Here is a 19,170-nt window from a genome sequence, read left to right as displayed (position 1 = left end):
ACTCCCCCCTCAAACTTCGATCTTGCCGAGACGTCTGATCACGAAGAAGCCCACCGCGTACAGGCCAAGGGCGATCAGGATCAGCGTCTGGCCCACCGGTGAACCCGTCACCCTCGCCAGTGCTCCCTCATTGGAAGAGTTGATGAGGAGCAGGGAGCCAAGGCCCAGGAGCGGGACCGTGAACGCCGTCGCGTGGACCTCCGACAGCATCGTGCGGACCTCGCGGCGGGTCTCCTTGCGGTCCTCCAGGGTCTGGGTGAGGTTCCGGAGCGAATTCACCACCGAGCCGCCCGCCTTGTTGGAGAGGATCAGGGTGGTGACCAGCACTATCAGCTCTCGGGACGGGAGGCGCTCCGCGAGCTCGCCCAGGGTGTCGTCGATCGAGCGGCCCAGGGACAACTGGTCCGCCACCATGGAGAGTTCCTCGCCAGCTGGGGCTTCCAGTTCTTCCGCCGCCATTGCCAGTGATGTACGTAGGGCCAGGCCTGCTGCCGTCGCGTTCGCCAGGATGCGCGCCACGTCCGGGAGTTGGTTGATGAAGGCCTCGATGCGCTTCTGGCGTTGCCAGTTGAGGAAGACGACCGCGCTCCAGACCGCCACGATGCCCGCGATCGGGCCGAAGAACGGGGCCAGCGTCGCCGCCGCCATCAGCCAGAGCGCGGCGACGACCGCCACGACGTAGACGAAGAACTCGCCCGCCGTCAGGTCCAGGCCTGTCGCCGAGAGGCGCAGGTGGATGGAGCGCCCCAGGCGCGTGCGGCGCAGGCGGCGGTCCACGGCCGAGAAGCGGCGGCCCCTGCCGCCGGTGTCGGCCGTGCCGGGGCCGATCGACAGGCGGTCGACCAGTGCCTGGCGCTGGGCGCGCCCCGAGGCGTACGCGTGGATTCCGGCGACGGCGAGCGTGCCGGTCAGGATGGTGGCGCCGAGGGCCAGCAGGGCGGCCTGGTTCTCCATCAGCCCGTGGCCTCTCTCGTACGCGCCCTCGTGCTCATCCGATCGCCTCTCGTGTGTTCAGTACGTCTATGGCCTGGGCCACGCCGAAGCCGGGCGGCACCGGCTCGCCCGCGACGTACAGCCGTTCGGCGACGGAGCGCGGCAGCGGCAGGTGCTCGAAGTAGCCGTGCACGCGGCGGTCCAGGCCGTTGCCGCCCGGCTGGCGCGGGACGAAGCGGGTCACCGGGGCGATGCGGAACTGTTCGCGACCGTGCGAGACGAGCAGGACGATCTCGGCGATCTTGCGGGAGCCGTCCGCGTGCCGGGCCAGCTGGACGACCACGTCCACCGCCGAGTTGATCTGGTCCTTCAGCGCCTCGAAGGGGATCTGGACCTCGGACATCGAGCCCAGGGTCTGCAGGCGCATCAGGGCGTCCTCCGCCGTGTTCGCGTGGACCGTGGCGAGGGAGCCGTCGTGGCCCGTCGACATCGCCTGGAGCATGTCGAGCGTCTCGCCGCCTCGGACCTCGCCGACGATGATGCGGTCCGGGCGCATGCGGAGGCTGTTGCGGACCAGGTCGCGGATGGTGATCTGGCCCTTGCCCTCGACGTTCGCGGGGCGGGATTCGAGGCGGATCACGTGGTCCTGCTGGAGCTGGAGCTCGGCCGAGTCCTCGATGGTGATGATGCGTTCGTGGGAGGGGAGCAGGCCGGAGAGGGCGTTGAGCAGGGTCGTCTTTCCGGAGCCCGTGCCGCCCGAGACGATGATGTTGAAGCGGGCGCGCACGAAGGCGGAGAGCAGGAGCAGCATGTGCTCGTCGAGCGAGCCCAGGCCGATGAGCTCGTGCAGCGTGTACGCGCGGGGGAAGCGGCGGATGGTGAGGGTCGCGCCGGTGAGGGCCAGGGGTGGAATGATCACGTTCACGCGCTCGCCGGTGGGCAGGCGCGCGTCGACCATCGGGTTCGACTCGTCCACGCGGCGGTTGACCGTCGAGACGATGCGCTCGATGGTCTGCATGAGCTGGTCGTTCGACGCGAAGCGCAGGGGGAGCTGTTCGACGCGGCCCGCGCGCTCGACGAAGATCGAGTCGGGGCCGTTGACCATGATCTCCGTGATGGAGGCGTCGGCGAGGAGCGGTTCGAGTACGCCGAGTCCCAGGGCCTCGTCCACGACGCGGCGGATGAGCTGGGAGCGCTCCGAGGTCGACAGGACGGGGCCCTCGCGGCTGATGATGTGGCCCATGACGCGTTCGAGGCGCACGCGGCGGTCCGCCGTCGTGAGGGACGACATCTCGGCGAGGTCGATCTCTTCCAGGAGCTTGGCGCGGTAGACGGCCACGAGGCTGTCGTCGCGGCTGGGTCCGCTGCCCTCGCCGTGGTCGTGCGGGGTCGCTATGCGGTCGCGGAGGCTCATCTTTTCTCTCTCAGCTCCCGTCTTCGTCTTCGTCGTTGGGCATGGTGGCCGACTTCGTGACGGACCAGCCGGCGTCCACGAACGGCAGGAGCGTGGGGACTTGGACGGTGACCTCCGCCGTCGTCGTGTCGCCGCCCCCGCTGAGGGCGACCTGGGCGTCGAGGCTGCCGTCCATCGCCGCCAGGCCCGCGGCTTCGCCGCCCTCCCCCTGGGATGCGACGCGCGCTGCCGCGCGGGCGCCGGAACCGGCTTGGTTGACGGCGTAGCCGACGAGGCCGAGCTGGATGGCGGCGAGACCGATGAGGAGCAGGATGGGGAGGAAGCCGGCGAATTCGAGCATGGATACGCCGCGGTCGTCCCGGCGACGGTTCCAGCGGACGCTCCGGCGGTCGCTCCAGCGGTCGCTCCAGCGGTCGCTCCAGCGGTCGCTCCGGCGGTCGCTCCGGCGAGGGTTCCTTCGCCGGAACCGACGCGCGCCGTCCGTCGCGGGCTGGACCGTCAGCCCTGTCACTGGTCCTCACCCTCCTTCGCCGCGCCCGCCTCCCCGCTCACACTCCACCCCGCGTCGATCCCGGGGAAGAAGAGCGGGACGTCCGCGTCCACGTGGGCCTTCCACACCGCCCCGTCGTCCGTGCAGGACACCTCCGCGCCCTGCCACGCCGACGGCAGATGCTCCTTGGCCGCGGCCTCGCACGCCGCCGCGCCGCCCTCGCCCACCGCGTACGCGGCCGTCGCGGCCCGCGCCGCCTCGTCGGCGGCGTTCCCCGCGAGGGAGAACGTGTAGCCGTACAGCGCGCACTGCCACAGAAGGCCCATCACGGCGAGCAGCAGGGGGAACATCCCGGCGAACTCCAGGGTGACCGCGCCCCGGTCGCCGCCGACCCGCTTCCGGAGCGTCAGCGCGCCGCCCCGCTTGCTCGCCCCGGCCGCCTCCGGGTCGACCAGGCCCAGCTCGCCCGCGAGCGCCCACAGGGCCTGCTTCACCGTCGACTTGCTGTCCAGGTCCTGCATGCGGCCCGCGTCGACGGCGCCCTGAAGCTCCTTGAAGTTGGCGGGCACGGTGGTGCGGGCCACCCGGGTCCCCGTCACCCTCTCCACCAGGGAGGGCTGGATCTCCGCGCCCTTGCCGTTGCGGTTGACGACCGTCAGCGTCTCCTCGGCCTTGCGGATCTGGAGGCGGTCCCACAGGCGCACCATGCGCTTGGCGGCGCGTACGGAGACGACGTCCGGGGTGACGAGGAGGAGCGCCTGGTCGGCGAGTTCGATGGCTGCGGCGCTCGCCCCGGTGACGTACGTCCCGCAGTCGACGAGCACGACGTCGTAGCGGCTGCGCAGGGCGCCGAGCGTCTGGCGGGCCACCCGGTCGGTGATCTCCTCGCCGCGCTCGCCCTCGCCGGGGGCGAGGAGGAGGCCGATGCCGGTCTCGTGGGTGTAGACGGCGTCCTGGAGTACGCGGGGCGTGATGTCGGTGATCGCCGCGAGGTCGGCGATGGAGCGGCGGAACTGGACGTCCAGGTAGGAGGAGACGTCCCCGGACTGCAGGTCCAGGTCGAGGAGGGCGACGCTGCGGCCGGAGGCGCGGGCGGCGAGGGCGAGTTGGACGGTGGCGAGGGTGGTCCCCACGCCTCCCTTGGCCCCGCTCACCGCGACGACGTGCCCGCCGCCGGGGGTCTCCCCCGTCCCGGCGTAGAGCTCGATGCCCGCGCTGCCCAGGTGCCTGCGCATCCCGGCGGACCATGCCGCCGCCGCGTGCACGCGCTCGGCGAGGGCGTCGTAGGCGAGCGGGAAGCCGACGATGCCGCGCGCGCCGGAGTCCATCGCGGCGGTGAGGAGGGCGGGGCTGGTGTCGGCGGTGATGAGGACGACGCCGACCGCCGGGAAGCGCAGGACGAGGTCGCGGATCAGGTCGAGGGCGGGGACGGGCCCGATGCGCTCATGGATGAGGACGACTTCGGGCAGCTCGTCGATGGACTCGGCGGCGAGGCGCGCCAGGGTGTCGAGCAGGGCGGTGGAGTCGGCGACGGGAAGGGCGGGTTCGGCGTCCGGCAACTGCCCGACGAGCGTCGAGAGCGCGCGGGCTGCGTCCATGTCCCCTACGGCGGGCAGGATGCGGGTCGTCATGCGCGATCGCCTCCCGGCAGGGGGGCGGTGCCGCGGGCGGCGGAGTGGACGTTCCGTGCGTCGGCAGCCCGCAGCGGGCGTCGGCGAACAGGCATTTCCCGCCCACCCGCCCGATTGCCCCGCGTCGGCGACCAGCCCAAGAGCACCTCCCGCCCCACCCCGCACCGCGGGGCGAACGGGTGGGTGGGCGGGAGAGATCCGCCCCGCAGCGGCGGCTCAGAACATGCACCCACCGGATCGAGCGATCCGCCGCGCAGCGGCGGCCTACGACAGCTGCCCGCAGCGGGAGCGAGAAGCGGCGGTTCAGACGTGCAGCACATCCGCAGGCCCCCTACTTGTCCTCGTCGAGTGTGTACGTCCGGTCGCCCCGCGGGATGGCGCTCTCCCCGCCCTGGCCCACCAGGGCCAGGCGGACGTGCGTGGCGAACGACTCCGCGTACGCCACGCGCTGCGCGTCCGCCGTGTCCAGGGCGAACGTGATCGGCACCGCCTCCGTCGCCGTACGCCGGCTGCTGCCCGCGCGGTCGTCCTGGTCCGGGTCGAGGGCGGTCAGCTTGCCGACGTCGATCACCTTCGCGGACTCGACGATGACCTTCGACTGGTCCTTGGCGTTGTCGGTCTCGCCCTTGAAGGTGGCGTAGATGTTCACCGTCGAGCCCGGCGTGATCTTGCCCGCGACGCCCGTCGCCGCGTCGATCATGATGGCGATCTCCTGCTGCCCCGGCTCCAGTTCGGGCCGGTTCACGATCATGTCCGTCTGGAGCAGCGAGCCCTTCCGCAGCTCCGTCACCGCGATCTTCCCGCGGACCTGGCGCAGATCGGTGACCGCGTTCTTCGAGAGCCACCGCTCCGGCATCTCCACCTTCTCGAACTGGTCCGCGCTCAGCTCCTTGTAGGGGGCGATGTCCCCCTTGAGCTTGTACGCGGCCACCTCGGGCCCCACCTTCGAGTTCACGTCCCGGATCACCGAGAGCACTCCCGCGAACGCGCCGAACGCGGCCAGGACCGACAGGACCAGCAGGATGACGCCGCGGCGCTGGCGTGAGTTCATGGACCGGAGTACCTCGATCGAGTGCGGATGGCTACGGACAGTGAGCGGTGTCGTGCGCGTTCGGTTCGGGGTCATACGGGTCGTACGGGTCGTACGCGGTGGGGCCCGGTCCTACGTCGCGCCTCGCGGCAGCGCGCGTACGGCGGAGGCGCGACCGGCGGGAGCACGGCCGGTGGAGGCCGGCGCCGGGCGATCGGGGGGCGGCGGCAGCGGCGCGGCGCAGAAGCCGCAGCGGTCGCCGATGAGTTCGAGGCCGCACCAGTGGCAGTCGTCCCGCCGGACGGACGAGACCAGTTGGTAGAGCACGGAGATGTCGGGGATCGCAGCGGCGAACTCGACCAGCTTGCCCGTCGCCCACCACCGCGCGGACTCCCCCGGCAGGCGCGCCTGAGCCACCCCCTGGGTGCGCCACGCGGGAGCGAGCGTCTCGGTGACCCAGTCGGACGTCAGCTGCCCGGTGGCGTACAGCAGCTTCGTGCCGAATCCAGGGCCGGGGAGCGTCGCTTCCCCCGTCACCTTGATCAGCTCGGGTCGCGGTGTCGCGAGGACGGCGAACTGCGCGCCCGGCACCCATGACTTGGCGTGCGACTGGAGGGTGACAGGGACCCGGTCGAGCTTGGCCACCGAGCCGAGCAGCGCGCCCGCGTAGATGTAGTGGGAGAGGAGGCGGGCCGCCGACGCGAGCACGCCGGGGCTGAAGTCGCAGATCGACAGCTGGCGGAGCTGGAGCGCCAGGACGGCGAGGCCGAGCGGCGGCAGGTCGGGGCGGAGGATCGCGATGCGGTCGCTCTCCAGGATGGAGCGGATCGCGTACATGCGCTGGACGACGGCGGGCGGCGCCGACGCCGGGCAGAGGACGATCACATAGCCGTGGTGCTCGATGAGGGTGTGCATCTCGGTGAGCGCCTGGTCCAGGGAGTACGTCCGCGGCGACTGGACGGCGCTCTGGAGGACGGCCGCCGACGGGGTGTGCCGGTCGGGCGACGGCAGCACCAGGTCGGGTCCGGTGACGGCTATGGCGGTCGGCATGCGTACACCCCCCGGTCTTCGTGCACTTCTGCCTCAGCACCATATCCAGGTCAGCGCCACCTCAACACCCAACTTCCCACTGTTCACATTGAGGTTGGCCGGACTGCCGGGGTCCGGGGGATGTCAGAGGTCTTGACAACTGAATTGGTCTGGACCAACTTGTACGACCACTGGACCAGGTCGCACCCCCCAAGCGAGAGCTCTCCGCATGCCCCAACTCCCCCCACCGGAGGCAGAAGTGGATCACGCACGTGGCAGGACACGCAGGAAGGCAGGGCCCGTCATCGGTCTGACAACGGCACTCGCCCTGGCGCTCACCGGCCTGCTCACCGGCGGCGCCGACAGCGCCGACGCCGACACCCGCGCGGTGCCCGAGCACGCGGTCACCGGCTACTGGCAGAACTTCGACAACGGCGCCACGGTCCAGAAGCTGGGCGACGTACAGGACGAGTACGACATCATCGCGGTCTCGTTCGCGGACGCGACCGGCACGCCGGGCGAGCTGGCGTTCATCCTCGACTCGGCCGGGCTCGGCGGGTACACCGTCGACCAGTTCAAGGCCGACATCAAGGCGAAGCAGGCGGCGGGGAAGTCCGTGATCCTCTCGGTCGGCGGCGAGAAGGGCGCGGTGTCGGTGAACGACTCCGCGTCCGCGACCGCCTTCGCGGACTCGGCGTACAAGCTCATGCAGGAGTACGGCTTCGACGGCGTCGACATCGACCTGGAGAACGGGCTCGACTCGACGTATATGTCCCAGGCGTTGAAGTCCCTTGCCGGGAAGGCCGGTTCGGGGTTCGTGCTGACCATGGCGCCGCAGACGATCGACATGCAGTCGACGTCGAACGAGTACTTCAAGACGGCGCTCGCCGTGAAGGACATCCTCACGGTCGTCAACATGCAGTACTACAACAGCGGTTCGATGCTGGGCTGTGACGGCAAGGTCTACAGCCAGGGCTCGGTCGACTTCCTCACCGCGCTCGCCTGCATCCAGCTGGAGGGCGGCCTCGCCCCGTCGCAGGTCGGCATAGGCGTCCCGGCGTCGGCGAAGGCCGCGGGCGGCGGCTACGTCTCGCCGTCCGTCGTGAACCAGGCCCTGGACTGCCTGGCGAAGGGCACCGGCTGCGGCTCCTTCAAGCCGGCCAAGACGTACCCCGACATCCGGGGCGCGATGACCTGGTCGACGAACTGGGACGCCGCGGACGGCAGTTCCTGGTCCAAGGCGGTGGGCGCGCACGTGCACGGCCTGCCGTAACCGGCGGCACCCGGCTCGCACCGGCCGGGTAGCCACCCCTCACACCTGCAGCGCCGCCGCTCCCCCGGCGGCGCTGCGGCCTGCGTGTCCGGTCCGCTAGAAGAAGCTGCTCCAGTCCTGGTCCGTGATCTGCTTGACGCACAGGACCAGGAACAGCAGGCCGGCGATCGCCAGCATGCCGTTGCTGAGCCAGCCGTTGCGCCATTCACTGGGCGTACGGGCGGAGTTGAGCAGCCAGACCAGGGTCAGCGCCAGGAACGGCATGAAGGCGGCGCCGAGCACGCCGTAGAGGATGATGAGGCGGAACGGCTGCCCCTGGAAGAGCAGGATCATCGGCGGGAAGGTCAGCCACAGCAGGTACGCGCGGAAGGGCACCGACTTCTCGCGCGCCCCCGAGGCCACCTCCTCGCCGGTCAGGGCCTTCGAGTCGGCGCCCGCCCGCTGCTTGCGATAGCGCTCCACGAAGTCGGCGAACATCAGGCTCACGCCGTGCCAGACGCCGATCAGCGAGGTGAAGGACGTGGCGAAGAAGCCGATCAGGAACAGCTTGGCGGTGGCGTCGCCGTACTCCTTCTCCAGGATGCCGGAGAGCTGCACCAGGCCCTGGTCACCGCTGGCGATCGCGACGTTCGCGGAGTGCAGCAGCTCGGCGCCGACGAAGAGCATGGAGACGACGAAGATGCCGGTGGTGATGTACGCGACGCGGTTGTCGAGCCGCATCACCTTCATCCAGCTCGTGTTCGTCCAGCCCTTCGCGTTGACCCAGTAGCCGTAGGCGGCCAGGGTGATGGTGCCGCCGACACCGCCGATCAGGCCGAGCGTGTTGAGGATGGAGTCCTTCTCGTCGGGCAGCACCGGCAGCAGGCCCGCGAAGGCGTCGCCGAGGTGCGGGGTGACGCGGATGGCGAGATAGACGGTGACGACGAACATGATGCCGACGAGCACCGTCATGACCTTCTCGAAGACGGCGTACTTGTTGAACCAGACGAAGACCAGGCCGACGATGCCGGTGAGCATCCCCCACCACTTGAGCTCCATGACGTCCGGGAAGAGGGCCTGGAGCGGGAGTCCCGACGACGACATGGCCGCGGCCCCGTAGACGTACCCCCAGATCACCACGTAGACGACGAAGAACCACGTCGTCCAGCGGCCGAGGCTGGCCCAGCCGTCGAAGAGGGTGCGTCCGGTCGCCAGGTGCCAGCGCCCGGCCGCCTCGGCGAGCGAGATCTTGACGACGCAGCCGATCACGGCGGCCCAGAGCAGGGTGTAGCCGAAGTTGCTGCCCGCGATGAGCGTCGCGACGAGGTCACCCGCGCCGACGCCGGTCGCGGCGACGACGATGCCGGGGCCGATGTATTTCCAGCTGGACTTGCGGGGCTGGGGAGCCGCATCTCCCATGGCAGCGTCGCTGCCTGTCGTTTCAGCCATGCCGATCAAGAAACCGCATGGCGGCTCGTGGCACAAGGGGTTGGCCGAAGACAGCGTTGACCGGAGCATGCCATGCCCCGACGATGGGGCCGCGCAACCCGCACCGCACGCGTCGCACTGAACCACCCCCCCACCCCCAGGAGACTTCATGCGACTTCGCATACGCGGCAGAAGATCCGCTGCTCTCGCGGTCCTTCTCGCCCTCGCCGTGGCGGCGCCCATCACCGCCAATGCCTCACCGGACAGCACCGACCGGACCGCGCGCGCCGCAGCCGCGGCCGCGGCCGACGAGGAAACGCGCCAGTACGAGATCCCCCTCGGCGACGACAAGGGGGCGCGCACCGCGCTCGCCCGCACCGGCGTCGCCATCGACGAGGTCGACGCCCGCGCGGTGGTCGTCTCGGCCGACGGCCGCGAGGCGGCGAAGCTCCGGGCGGCGGGCTACGAGCTCAAGGCCCTGGCCGGACCCCCGAAGCGTACGAACGGCGAACCGGTGGAGGCCAAGGACTTCCCGCCCGCCGACGCGAGGTACCACAACTACGCGGAGATGAACGCGGAGATCGACCAGCGCATCGCGGCCCATCCGACCCTGATGAGCAAGAGGGTCATCGGCAAGTCCTACTCGGGCCGGGACATCGTCGCCATCAAGATCAGCGACAACGTGGGCACCGACGAGGCCGAGCCCGAGGTCCTCTTCACCCACCACCAGCACGCCCGCGAGCACTTGACCGTCGAGATGGCGCTCTACCTGCTGCGCGAACTCGGCGACGACTACGGCACGGACGCGCGCATCAAGAAGATGGTCGACGAGCGCGAGATCTGGATCGTGCCGGACCTGAACCCGGACGGCGGCGAGTACGACATCGCGACCGGCTCCTACCGCAGCTGGCGCAAGAACCGCCAGCCCAACAGCGGTTCGTCGAACGTCGGCACCGACCTGAACCGCAACTGGGCCTACCGGTGGGGCTGCTGCGGCGGCTCGTCCGGCTCCACGGGCTCCGAGACCTACCGCGGTCCGAGCGCCGAGTCGGCGCCCGAGGTGAAGGTCGTCTCCAACTTCGTGCGCAGCCGCATCGTCGGCGGCAAGCAGCAGATCAAGGCCTCCATCGACTTCCACACGTACAGCGAACTGGTCCTGTGGCCCTACGGCTACACGTACAGCGACACGGGCCCCGGCCTCACCCAGGACGACCGCGACGCGCACGCCGCCATCGGCCGGAAGATGGCCGCGAGCAACGGCTACACGCCGCAGCAGTCCAGTGACCTCTACATCACGGACGGGTCGATCAACGACTGGCTGTGGGGCAACCAGAAGATCTTCAGCTACACCTTCGAGATGTACCCGTCGTCCGCGGGCGGCGGCGGCTTCTACCCGCCCGACGAGGTGATCGAGCGGGAGACCAACCGCAACAGGGACGCGGTGCTCCAGCTCATGGAGAACTCGGACTGCATGTACCGGTCCATCGGCAAGGAGCAGCAGTACTGCACGGGTTGAGCCCGCACGACGGACAAGGGGCGCCCGGCGATCCGCCGGGCGCCCCCATGAACGTACAAGCCCGCTAGACGAACAGGCTCACCACGGCCGCGACCGCGAATCCGGCCAGGGAGAGCACCGACTCCAGGACCGTCCACGTCTTGAGCGTGTCCCGCTCCGAGATGCCGAAGTACTTCGCCACCATCCAGAAGCCGCCGTCGTTGACGTGCGAGGCGAAGATCGAGCCCGCCGAGATCGCCATGATGACCAGGGCGACGAACGCCTGCGAGTGGTCGCCCTCGGCGAGGAGGGGGGCCACGATGCCCGCCGTCGTCACGATCGCCACCGTCGCCGAGCCCTGGGCGACGCGCAGGACCAGGGAGAGCAGGTAGGCGAGGACGATGATCGGCAGGCCGACGTCCTGGAAGGTGTCCGAGAGGGCCTTGGCCACGCCGCTCGCCTTGAGGACCGCGCCGAAGATGCCGCCGGCGCCGACCACCAGGAGGATGTTGCCGACCGGCTTCAGGGAGGAGGTCGACACCGTTTCGAGGGACTTGCGCGACCAGCCGCGGCGGATGCCGAGCAGGTAGTACGCCATCAGCAGGGCGATCGTCAGGGCGACGAAGGGGCTGCCGAAGAACTCGATCACCGAACGGAGGGTCGAGGGGTCGAAGGCGATCGACGAGAAGGTCGCGAGGAGGATCAGGAACAGCGGCGTTCCGATGATCGCGAACACCATGCCAAGGGGCACCGGCTTCTCGCGCGGCTCGACGCCTGCCGCACGCTGCTCGGCGACGACCGCCGCCTTCGCCTCTTCGGCGGCCTCGACCATGTCCTGCGGGACGGGCACGAAGATGCGCTTGCCGATCCAGGCCGAGTAGACCCAGGCGGCGATGACGGCCGGGATGCCGCAGACGATGCCCATCAGGATGACCCAGCCGAGGTCCACCTTCAGCAGACCGGCCGCGGCCACCGGGCCCGGGTGCGGGGGCAGGAACGCATGGGTCATCGACAGGCCCGCGAGCAGGGGCAGGCAGTAGAGCAGGATCGACTTGCCGCTGCGCTTGGCGGCGGCGTACACGATCGGCGCGAGGACGAAGATGCCGACGTCGAAGAAGACCGGGATGCCGAAGATCAGGCCCGTGAGGCCCATCGCGAGGGGCGCCCGCTTCTCACCGAAGAGACCGAGGAGGCGCGATGCCAGCACCTCCGCGCCGCCCGAGACCTCGAGGATCGCGCCGAGCATCGTGCCGAGGCCGATGATGATCGCCACATGGCCGAGGATGCCGCCCATGCCGGACTCGATGACGGAGACCGCGTCGGACTTCTGCACCGTGCCGAAGAGTTCGGTGACGGAGAGGCCGGCCGAGAGGCCGACGACTATGGAGACCGCGAGCAGCGCCACGAAGGGCTGCAGCCTGATCTTGATGATCAGGAAGAGGAGAAGCACGATGCCGAGCGCGGCGACGGTCAGCAGACCGGCGGTGCCGTCGATCAGGGTGAGGATTCCGCCCGTGTGAGGTGGTGCCTCGGCGGGGGCGGCGGCCGCGAGCGCGGCGAAGGGGGACGGGGACATCTTTGACCTCGTAAGTGCATGGGGCTTTCGGGGCAGGGGGGATCACGGCGCGGCGCCCGAAGGGGGGAGTTGGGCACCGCGCCGTGACGACTTGCGGCTTGCGGGGGGTGGTTCAGGGGACGGGCTGCGTCAGCTCAGGACGGCGAGCGCGTCGATCTCGATGAGCAGCCCCTTGGGCAGGCCCACGTAGACCGTGGTGCGGGCCGAGGCGGGGGCCTTGAGACCCTGCTCCTCGAAGTAGGCGTTGTAGATCTCGTTCATCTCGGCGAAGTGGTCCACGTCCGTGAGGTAGACGCGCATCATCATCACGTCGTCCCAGGTCGCGCCGCCCTCTTCGAGGATCGCCTTGACGTTGGCGAAGGTCTGGAGGGTCTGCTCGCGCAGGGTGGGGCCCGCGGGGGTGGGGGCCTTGCCCTCCTCGGCGGGCAGGAAGCCGACCTGACCGGCGACCTGAAGGATGTTGCCCTTCTTGACGCCGTGGGAGAACTTCGCGGGCGGGGTGGTGTGGGTGGCCGGGGTGAGCGCTGTTTTTACGGTGTTCTCGGTCATCGGTCGTTCAGGCTTCCTTGAGGGGTGACTTGCCGGAGTACTCCCGGCTGATGGCGTCCGCCGTACGGCGCACCAGCGGGAGCAGCGTGAGGAGTTCGTCGGCGGTGACGACGACATTCGGCGCTGAGACCGACATGGCGGCGACGACCCGGCCGTCCGCACCGCGGATGGGGGCCCCGATGCAGTTGATGGACTCCTCGTGGCCACCGAGGTCGGTGGCCCATCCCTGTTCGCGCACGGCGCCGAGCTCCTTGAGGAACGCGGCGGCGTTGGGCGTCGAACGGGACGTGTACGTGGGGTAGTCGAGCTTCTCCGCGATGGCGCGGCGCTCGGCCTCGGGAAGGTCGGAGAGCAGCAGCTTGGCGACGGCGGCGACCGTGATCGCCACCGGCTTGCCGATGCGCGAGTACATCCGCACCGGGTAGCGGCTCTCGACCTTGTCGATGTAGAGGACTTCCTGCTCCTCGTAGACCGCGAGGTGGACCGTGTGGCCGCACTTCTCGTTGAGCGCGAGGAGGTGGGGGTGCGCGATCTCGCGCACGTCGAGGTTCTCGACGGCTTCCTGGGCGAGCGCGAAGAGGCGGGCGCCAAGGCGGTAGCGCTGGTCGGACTGGCGGTAGACCAGGCCGTGTTCGTGGAGCGTGCGCAGGAGCCGCAGGGCGGTGGACTTGTGCACTTCGAGGCGCTCGGCGACCTGGCCGAGGTCGGCGGGGCCTTCGGCGAGCAGCGGCAGGATGGACAGGGCGCGGTCGACGGTCTGGCTCATGTACGTGCCTCCTCCTTGGCCTCAGTGTTCCTGGGGACGCCGTCCGTCCAGCCGGGGCCGAGACGAAGTGTCCCCCAGGCGTGGGCGTCCAGTGCGGCAAGACGATCGGTGTGCGCCCGGGCGGGCGGCGTGGCGAGGTCGCCGGGGACGGTGAGCGCGGCGGCGGCCATGAGGTGCCCGTGGCGCAGGCGCTGCTCGGCGGTCAGGCCGCGCAGGGTGGCGGAGAGGAATCCGGCGGCGAAGGCGTCGCCGGCGCCGACGGGGGCGACGACGTCGACCTTGAGCGCGGCCTGGAAGACGGCGGGCTCCCCGTGGGTATGGATGGTGGCGCCGCGGCTGCCCTGCTTGACGACCAGGGTCGCGGGCTCGGGGAGCGCGGCGCGGATGGCGTCGGGGCCGCCGGTGACGCCCCACGCGTCGGCGGCCTCGTCCTCGCCGACGAAGACGAGGTCGGCGCCTCGGGCCAGGTCGAGCAGGACGCGGGGTCCCTCGACCGCAGCCCCGCTCCACAGGCCGGGGCGGTAGTTGACGTCGAACGACACCAGGGGGCGTCCTGGCCGGGGGGCGGTCAGCTCGCGCAGGAGGGCGAGGCAGTCCGCGGAGAGGGCGGCCGTGATGCCGGAGAGGTGCAGGATGCGGCCGGCGTCCAGGGCATCGCGGTCCACGCTGCGGGGTGCCATCGCCGACGCGGCGGAGCCCGCGCGGTAGTAGAGGACCTCGTGGGCGTCGGTGTCGCGGTCGTCGGCGGTGCGGAAGTAGATGCCGGTGGGGCGGTGCGGGTCGCGGCCGACGCAGCGGGTGTCCACGCCGTAGCGGGCGATCGCCTCGACGAGGTGGTCCCCGAAGCCGTCGGCGCCGACGCGGCTGACCCAGCGGGTGCGGTGCCCGGCCGCGGCGAGCGCGCAGGCGACGTTCGACTCGGCGCCGCCGATCCCGCGATCGAAGGAGGGCACGTCGGCGAGGCGGCCCGCGCGGGAGGGCAGGAACGTGACCATGGACTCGCCGAGCGCCACGACGTCCACTGCTGCCTGCGCGGCCTCTGCTGCCTGCGCGGGCTCCGCGGCGTTTGCGGCCTCTGCGGTCACGATCTTCCTGCCCCTCAACCGACTGTCCGGATCCGTTGACCCGGCGTTGGCTCGGATGTTAGACAGCAGTAAGCGACATACGCAATGACCGTTGCATATCATGCAACGCACCTTTTCGAGGAGGCGCCATGGCCGCCGACAACGCAGTCGACCGCACCGCCCGACGCAGGGCCCAGGAGCTCGACCGGCTCGCGGAAGAGCGGATCGACCACCGCTTCAAGGGCCTCCCGCCGGACGCGGAGGGACTGACGGTCGGCGAGCTGGCGGCCCAGCGCCGCAACCTCTTCACGGACGGTTTCACCACCCCCGTCCTCGCCCTCTCCGCCGAGCGCCTGGAGCACAACCTCGCGCTGATGGAGACGTACTCCGAGCGGCACGGCCTCGCCTTCGCGCCGCACGGCAAGACGTCCATGGCGCCGGAGCTCTTCGAGCGTCAGATGGAGCACGGCGCGTGGGGCATCACCCTTGCCGTGCCGCACCAGGTGCGGGTGGCGCGCGCCTTCGGGGTGGAGCGGATCTTCCTCGCCAATGAGCTGGTGGACGCGTCCGCACTGCGCTGGATCGCGGGCGAGCTGGACGCCGACCCCGCGTTCCGCTTCATCTGTTACGTCGATTCCGTGCCCGGCGTCGCCCTGATGGACGCCGCTCTGCGCGAGGCGGGCGCGACGCGTCCCGTCGACGTCGTGGTGGAGCTCGGCGCGGGTGAAGGCGCGCGGACCGGTGTGCGCACGGAGGCCGAGTGCGTCGAGATCGCCAACGCGGTCGCGGCTGCGGACACGCTGCGCCTGGTGGGCGTCGCCGGTTACGAGGGCGAGGTGCCGGACGCGACGCCCGAGCGCGTGCGGGCCTGGCTGGAGCGTCTGACCTCGCTCGCGGTCGAGTTCGACAAGGCGAACCGGTTCGCGGACCTGGAGGAGGTCGTCGTCAGCGCGGGCGGCAGCGCGTGGTTCGACGCGGTGGCGGACGTGTTCGCCGAGATCCCCGATCTGTCGGTGCCGGTACTGAAGTTGCTCCGGTCGGGCGCGTACGTCTCCCATGACGACGGCCACTACCGTCACCTGACCCCGTTCAACCGTGTCCCGGACGAGGGCGCCCTGCACCCGGCGTTCCGCCTCTGGACGCAGGTGGTGTCCCGGCCGACGCCGGAGCAGGCGTTCACGAACGCGGGCAAGCGGGACGCGGCGTACGACATCGACCTGCCCGAGGCGCAGGTTGTGCGCCGGGGCGGTACCGACCGCCCTGCAACCGGGATCACGGTTACCGGGCTCTCGGACCAGCACGCGTGGATCCGTACTACTCCGCAGGCGGAGCTGGCCGTGGGCGACTGGATCGGCATGGGTCTGTCCCACCCCTGCACGTCCTTCGACAAGTGGCAGCTGATTCCCCTCGTCGAGGCGGACGGAACGGTCACGGACTACATCCGCACCTATTTCTGACCCCTGGGTCCTGGGGGCTCCCTGAACCGCCGCTCCGCGGCGGGTGTCTCCCACCCACCCACCCGATTACCCCGCAGCCGAGCAAAGTGAGAGGCACCCCGTGGACCTCGTCATCCGAGACGCCCGCGTCATAGACGGCACCGGAGGTGCCTCCTACCGAGCCGATGTCGGCGTACACGAGGGCAGGATCACCGAGATCCACCGGGAGGGAGGGGACGCGGGCCCCCGCCCCACGGGGGACCGCACGGTCGAAGCCCACGGCCTGGCCCTCGCCCCCGGTTTCATCGACATGCACGCCCACAGCGACCTCGCCCTCCTCCGAGACCCTGACCACAGCGCGAAGGCGGCCCAGGGCGTCACCCTGGAGGTCATCGGCCAGGACGGGCTGAGCTACGCCCCGGTCGACGACCGCACCCTGGCCCAGGTCCGCCAGGCCATCACCGGCTGGAACGGCGACGGCAGCGACATCGACTTCGACTGGCGCACCGTCGGCGAGTACCTGGACCGCCTGGACCGCTCCCACGGCGGCCAGGGCATCGCCGTGAACGCGGCCTACCTCATCCCGCAGGGCACCGTCCGCATGTACGCGCTCGGCTGGGACGACCGCCCGGCGACCCCCGCCGAGGTCGAGCGGATGAAGCAGCTCGTCGCCGAGGGCATGGAGCAGGGCGCCGTCGGCATGTCCTCCGGACTCACGTACACCCCCGGCATGTACGCCGACGACTCCGAGCTCACCGAACTCTGCAAGGTCGTGGCTCAGTTCAACGGCTACTACTGCCCCCACCACCGCAGTTACGGCGCCGGCGCCCTCCAGGCGTACGAGGAGATGGTCGACCTCACGCGCACCGCGAACTGCCCCCTGCACCTCGCGCACGCCACCATGAACTTCGGTGTGAACAAGGGCAAGGCGCCCGACCTGCTCGCCCTCCTGGACGACGCGCTGGCGAACGGCGCGGACATCACCCTGGACACCTACCCCTACACCCCCGGCTGCACGACGCTCGTCGCCATGCTGCCGAGCTGGGCGAGCGAGGGCGGGCCCGACGCGATCCTGGCCCGGCTGCAGGACGACGAGACCGCCGAGAAGATCCGCCACCACATGGAGGTCATCGGCGCCGACGGCTGTCACGGCGTACCGATCGAGTGGGACAAGATCGAGATCTCAGGCGTCTCCGACCCGGGGCTCGCCTCCTGCGTGGGCAAGACCGTCGCCCAGTCCGCCGAGCAGCGCGGCGAGGAGCCCTGGGTCACCGCCCGGCGTCTGCTCATCAACGACAAGCTGGGCTCGACGATCCTCCAGCACGTCGGCCACGAGGAGAACGTGCAGGCGATCATGCGCCACCCCGTGCACACGGGCGGCAGCGACGGCATTCTCCAGGGCTTCAAGCCGCACCCGCGTGCCTACGGCACCTTCCCCCAGTACCTCGGCCGCTACGTGCGCGAACTCGGCGTCCTCACCCTGGAGGAGTGCGTCGCCCACCTCACCGCGCGCCCGGCCGCCCGGCTGCGGCTGCCCGACCGGGGCTTCGTCCGCGAGGGCTACCGCGCCGACCTGGTCCTGTTCGACCCCGAGACGGTCGCGGCGGGCTCCACCTTCGACACCCCCCGCACGCTTCCCTCCGGCATCCCGCACGTCCTGATCGACGGCAAGTTCGTGATGGAGGACGGGCGACGCACGGACGTCCTCGCGGGGCGGTCGGTGCGCCGGGCTCCCTAGGCCGGGGGGTTTCGCGGTGCCTGCGGCCTTGCTGAATGCCGGGGCCGCCCGGTTGTCCCGAGGTTGGCGGTTACGGGACGGAAGACGACCGGACGGCCCGAGGGGCGGGACTCTCGACCACTCCCGGCATGCTGTTCGGTGTTCCGGTCGGCTGCCGACCAGTCTTCCGGCATGACCGTCACGGGCCTCTCACCGCCGGGCCCGCGAGAGCTCCGGGATCGGAACCGGTCTCGTCAAGCGTCTGCGGACCGGATCTATCCGCGTGGGGTGGCGCACCTACTTTGGGAAAGTTGTGTTCTGGCAGCAGGGGGGCGCACGCGTTGCCGAATGCGCCCTCTTGGACCGCCAGGTCCCCTACTTCTTCTTGCCCTTGATGTCGATGTGGGCGTTGAACTTCGCGCCCAGGATCGTCACGAACACGTTGCCCTGCCGGCCGCGTGTGTCCAGGGTGTCCCCGACCTGCCCCTTGCCGAGGGCGGCCTTGTCCTGGATCGCGGTCGAGCGGAGGTTCGTGAACTGGTTGTAGCGCTGCGACGCCAGGTCGGCGGCTTCCGCCCACTCCTCCTGGAAGGAGGCGTATTCGGTCTCCGTCATGCCGGAGCCGAACGTGAAGTTGGGGTGGTTGGCCTGCTCGTAGTGGTGCCTGCACAGATCGAGGAGCGAGCCGGCGCTGCTCGACACTCCGACCGCGTTCACAAAGGAATCGGCCTGCTTCTTGATCTCCGCCGTGCGTTCCGCCACCCGCGCCGCGCGCCGCTGTTCGGCCACATCGTCGTCGAGGGTCTTCTTGGCCGCCGCCAGACCGTTGTTCTTGTCCTCGTAGGTCGCGATGCGGACGGAGGCTTCCCGCTTGCGCTGCGGGATCAGTCCCCAGGGAAGGCCGATCGACTCGCTGTACTCGGTGAGCAGGTCGGTCGCTTCCGTCTCGTCGTTCGCGTATTCCACGTGCCCGATCATCTTGGTCATGGTGTTCCCTTCCTCCCCGCCGGTCCGTCCGGCGACGAGTGCCGCGGGCAACGTCTCACCGGAGCGGACCGCCGTCACCGGGTGGCGGCCCGTCCGGTTCTCGCCGCTGGATCCGCTGCCTCAAGACGGTCCCGCCCGCCGCCACGAACCGCTTCTAGGCCGCGTGACCTTCGAACCAGAGCGAACCGAGGTCGGTGACCAGGGGTGAGGTGCGCGTCCGGGTCGAGAGCCGCCGCAAGCAGCCTGAGCAGCTCCAGCGTCGGGGCCGTCCCGCCCTCGGCCCGCCTCACTGAGACCGTCCAGCCACGCTCGCACCTCCGGCTCGATCTCGAAGCCGTACAGGTCACTCATACGAGGAACAACTCGGGTACGC

The 19,170-nt window shown here is 70.3% G+C and carries 16 protein-coding genes; 4 read left to right on the top strand and 12 right to left on the bottom strand.

Annotation, left to right across the window (positions count from 1 at the left end; translation table 11 throughout):
- Positions 1 to 9 precede the first annotated feature (9 nt).
- The 6 genes from ACZ6ZP_RS33655 to ACZ6ZP_RS33630 form a co-directional block, all read right to left on the bottom strand.
- Positions 10 to 954: a type II secretion system F family protein gene (locus ACZ6ZP_RS33655; protein ID WP_469409553.1), complete on the bottom strand. Its 945-nt coding sequence runs from the start codon at positions 952 to 954 to the stop codon at positions 10 to 12.
- Positions 955 to 988: 34 nt separating this feature from the next.
- Entirely contained in the window at positions 989 to 2,347 is a 1,359-nt protein-coding gene (locus tag ACZ6ZP_RS33650; protein WP_361471515.1) for a CpaF family protein, read from the bottom strand.
- Between the two features lie 10 nt (positions 2,348 to 2,357).
- Positions 2,358 to 2,687 (bottom strand): TadE/TadG family type IV pilus assembly protein, encoded by a 330-nt coding sequence (locus tag ACZ6ZP_RS33645; protein WP_351170822.1) that lies wholly within the window; start codon positions 2,685 to 2,687, stop codon positions 2,358 to 2,360.
- Positions 2,688 to 2,854: 167 nt separating this feature from the next.
- Entirely contained in the window at positions 2,855 to 4,468 is a 1,614-nt protein-coding gene (locus ACZ6ZP_RS33640; RefSeq protein WP_351170491.1) for a CpaE/TadZ family protein, read from the bottom strand.
- A gap of 331 nt (positions 4,469 to 4,799) precedes the next feature.
- Entirely contained in the window at positions 4,800 to 5,519 is a 720-nt protein-coding gene (gene cpaB / locus ACZ6ZP_RS33635; protein ID WP_351170494.1) for a Flp pilus assembly protein CpaB, read from the bottom strand.
- Between the two features lie 111 nt (positions 5,520 to 5,630).
- Positions 5,631 to 6,548, bottom strand: coding sequence for a hypothetical protein (locus ACZ6ZP_RS33630; protein WP_351170497.1), 918 nt, complete (start codon positions 6,546 to 6,548; stop codon positions 5,631 to 5,633).
- A 208-nt stretch (positions 6,549 to 6,756) separates the two neighbouring features.
- Here ACZ6ZP_RS33630 and ACZ6ZP_RS33625 point away from each other — a divergent pair, with 208 nt between their 5' ends.
- Positions 6,757 to 7,800, top strand: coding sequence for a chitinase (locus tag ACZ6ZP_RS33625; RefSeq protein ID WP_469409551.1), 1,044 nt, complete (start codon positions 6,757 to 6,759; stop codon positions 7,798 to 7,800).
- Positions 7,801 to 7,896: 96 nt separating this feature from the next.
- Here the strand turns inward: ACZ6ZP_RS33625 and ACZ6ZP_RS33620 are convergent, their stop codons facing one another.
- On the bottom strand, positions 7,897 to 9,228 hold the full coding sequence (locus ACZ6ZP_RS33620; protein ID WP_469409550.1) for an Nramp family divalent metal transporter: 1,332 nt from the start codon (positions 9,226 to 9,228) through the stop codon (positions 7,897 to 7,899).
- Between the two features lie 148 nt (positions 9,229 to 9,376).
- Here ACZ6ZP_RS33620 and ACZ6ZP_RS33615 point away from each other — a divergent pair, with 148 nt between their 5' ends.
- Positions 9,377 to 10,723: a M14 family metallopeptidase gene (locus ACZ6ZP_RS33615; protein ID WP_469409549.1), complete on the top strand. Its 1,347-nt coding sequence runs from the start codon at positions 9,377 to 9,379 to the stop codon at positions 10,721 to 10,723.
- Positions 10,724 to 10,787: 64 nt separating this feature from the next.
- Here ACZ6ZP_RS33615 and ACZ6ZP_RS33610 read toward each other — a convergent pair whose 3' ends face one another.
- From ACZ6ZP_RS33610 to ACZ6ZP_RS33595, 4 genes are all read right to left on the bottom strand, one after another.
- A complete protein-coding gene (locus ACZ6ZP_RS33610) occupies positions 10,788 to 12,278 on the bottom strand; it encodes a GntP family permease (RefSeq protein WP_351170506.1) in 1,491 nt (496 codons plus the stop codon).
- A gap of 129 nt (positions 12,279 to 12,407) precedes the next feature.
- A complete protein-coding gene (locus ACZ6ZP_RS33605; RefSeq protein ID WP_351170509.1) occupies positions 12,408 to 12,827 on the bottom strand; it encodes a RidA family protein in 420 nt (139 codons plus the stop codon).
- A 7-nt stretch (positions 12,828 to 12,834) separates the two neighbouring features.
- The gene (locus tag ACZ6ZP_RS33600; RefSeq protein ID WP_351170511.1) at positions 12,835 to 13,593 is read right to left on the bottom strand and encodes an IclR family transcriptional regulator; all 759 of its coding nucleotides are present in this window, start codon (positions 13,591 to 13,593) and stop codon (positions 12,835 to 12,837) included.
- A complete protein-coding gene (locus tag ACZ6ZP_RS33595; protein WP_469409622.1) occupies positions 13,590 to 14,588 on the bottom strand; it encodes a sugar kinase in 999 nt (332 codons plus the stop codon). The genes ACZ6ZP_RS33600 and ACZ6ZP_RS33595 overlap by 4 nt, the downstream gene beginning before the upstream one ends.
- 218 nt (positions 14,589 to 14,806) lie before the next feature.
- Here ACZ6ZP_RS33595 and ACZ6ZP_RS33590 point away from each other — a divergent pair, with 218 nt between their 5' ends.
- Both ACZ6ZP_RS33590 and ACZ6ZP_RS33585 read left to right on the top strand, forming a co-directional pair.
- Positions 14,807 to 16,114: an amino acid deaminase gene (locus ACZ6ZP_RS33590; protein ID WP_469409547.1), complete on the top strand. Its 1,308-nt coding sequence runs from the start codon at positions 14,807 to 14,809 to the stop codon at positions 16,112 to 16,114.
- A 100-nt stretch (positions 16,115 to 16,214) separates the two neighbouring features.
- Positions 16,215 to 17,831 carry an N-acyl-D-amino-acid deacylase family protein gene (locus ACZ6ZP_RS33585; protein WP_366462961.1) on the top strand — a complete coding sequence of 539 codons (1,617 nt, stop codon included), beginning with the start codon at positions 16,215 to 16,217 and terminating at the stop codon, positions 17,829 to 17,831.
- A gap of 354 nt (positions 17,832 to 18,185) precedes the next feature.
- Here the strand turns inward: ACZ6ZP_RS33585 and ACZ6ZP_RS33580 are convergent, their stop codons facing one another.
- Complete coding sequence (locus tag ACZ6ZP_RS33580; protein WP_351170520.1) at positions 18,186 to 18,797, bottom strand: hypothetical protein; 612 nt, start codon at positions 18,795 to 18,797, stop codon at positions 18,186 to 18,188.
- Positions 18,798 to 19,170 lie beyond the last annotated feature (373 nt).

The organism is Streptomyces sp. NPDC054047, from assembly GCF_055585065.1.
The sequence above is the reverse complement of the archived record's forward strand: the minus strand, read 5'-3'. Positions and strand labels throughout refer to the sequence as shown.

Bases quoted from the DNA above. Each gene is read 5' to 3' on its own strand.
- ACZ6ZP_RS33655 (WP_469409553.1), bottom strand. From the start codon at position 954: ATGGAGAACCAGGCCGCCCTGCTGGCCCTCGGCGCCACCATCCTGACC.
- ACZ6ZP_RS33610 (WP_351170506.1), bottom strand. From the start codon at position 12,278: ATGTCCCCGTCCCCCTTCGCCGCGCTCGCGGCCGCCGCCCCCGCCGAG.
- ACZ6ZP_RS33625 (WP_469409551.1), top strand. From the start codon at position 6,757: ATGCCCCAACTCCCCCCACCGGAGGCAGAAGTGGATCACGCACGTGGC.
- ACZ6ZP_RS33615 (WP_469409549.1), top strand. From the start codon at position 9,377: ATGCGACTTCGCATACGCGGCAGAAGATCCGCTGCTCTCGCGGTCCTT.
- ACZ6ZP_RS33605 (WP_351170509.1), bottom strand. From the start codon at position 12,827: ATGACCGAGAACACCGTAAAAACAGCGCTCACCCCGGCCACCCACACC.
- ACZ6ZP_RS33640 (WP_351170491.1), bottom strand. From the start codon at position 4,468: ATGACGACCCGCATCCTGCCCGCCGTAGGGGACATGGACGCAGCCCGC.
- cpaB (WP_351170494.1), bottom strand. From the start codon at position 5,519: ATGAACTCACGCCAGCGCCGCGGCGTCATCCTGCTGGTCCTGTCGGTC.
- ACZ6ZP_RS33645 (WP_351170822.1), bottom strand. From the start codon at position 2,687: ATGCTCGAATTCGCCGGCTTCCTCCCCATCCTGCTCCTCATCGGTCTC.
- ACZ6ZP_RS33630 (WP_351170497.1), bottom strand. From the start codon at position 6,548: ATGCCGACCGCCATAGCCGTCACCGGACCCGACCTGGTGCTGCCGTCG.
- ACZ6ZP_RS33590 (WP_469409547.1), top strand. From the start codon at position 14,807: ATGGCCGCCGACAACGCAGTCGACCGCACCGCCCGACGCAGGGCCCAG.
- ACZ6ZP_RS33620 (WP_469409550.1), bottom strand. From the start codon at position 9,228: ATGGCTGAAACGACAGGCAGCGACGCTGCCATGGGAGATGCGGCTCCC.
- ACZ6ZP_RS33650 (WP_361471515.1), bottom strand. From the start codon at position 2,347: ATGAGCCTCCGCGACCGCATAGCGACCCCGCACGACCACGGCGAGGGC.
- ACZ6ZP_RS33580 (WP_351170520.1), bottom strand. From the start codon at position 18,797: ATGACCAAGATGATCGGGCACGTGGAATACGCGAACGACGAGACGGAA.
- ACZ6ZP_RS33600 (WP_351170511.1), bottom strand. From the start codon at position 13,593: ATGAGCCAGACCGTCGACCGCGCCCTGTCCATCCTGCCGCTGCTCGCC.
- ACZ6ZP_RS33595 (WP_469409622.1), bottom strand. From the start codon at position 14,588: ATGGTCACGTTCCTGCCCTCCCGCGCGGGCCGCCTCGCCGACGTGCCC.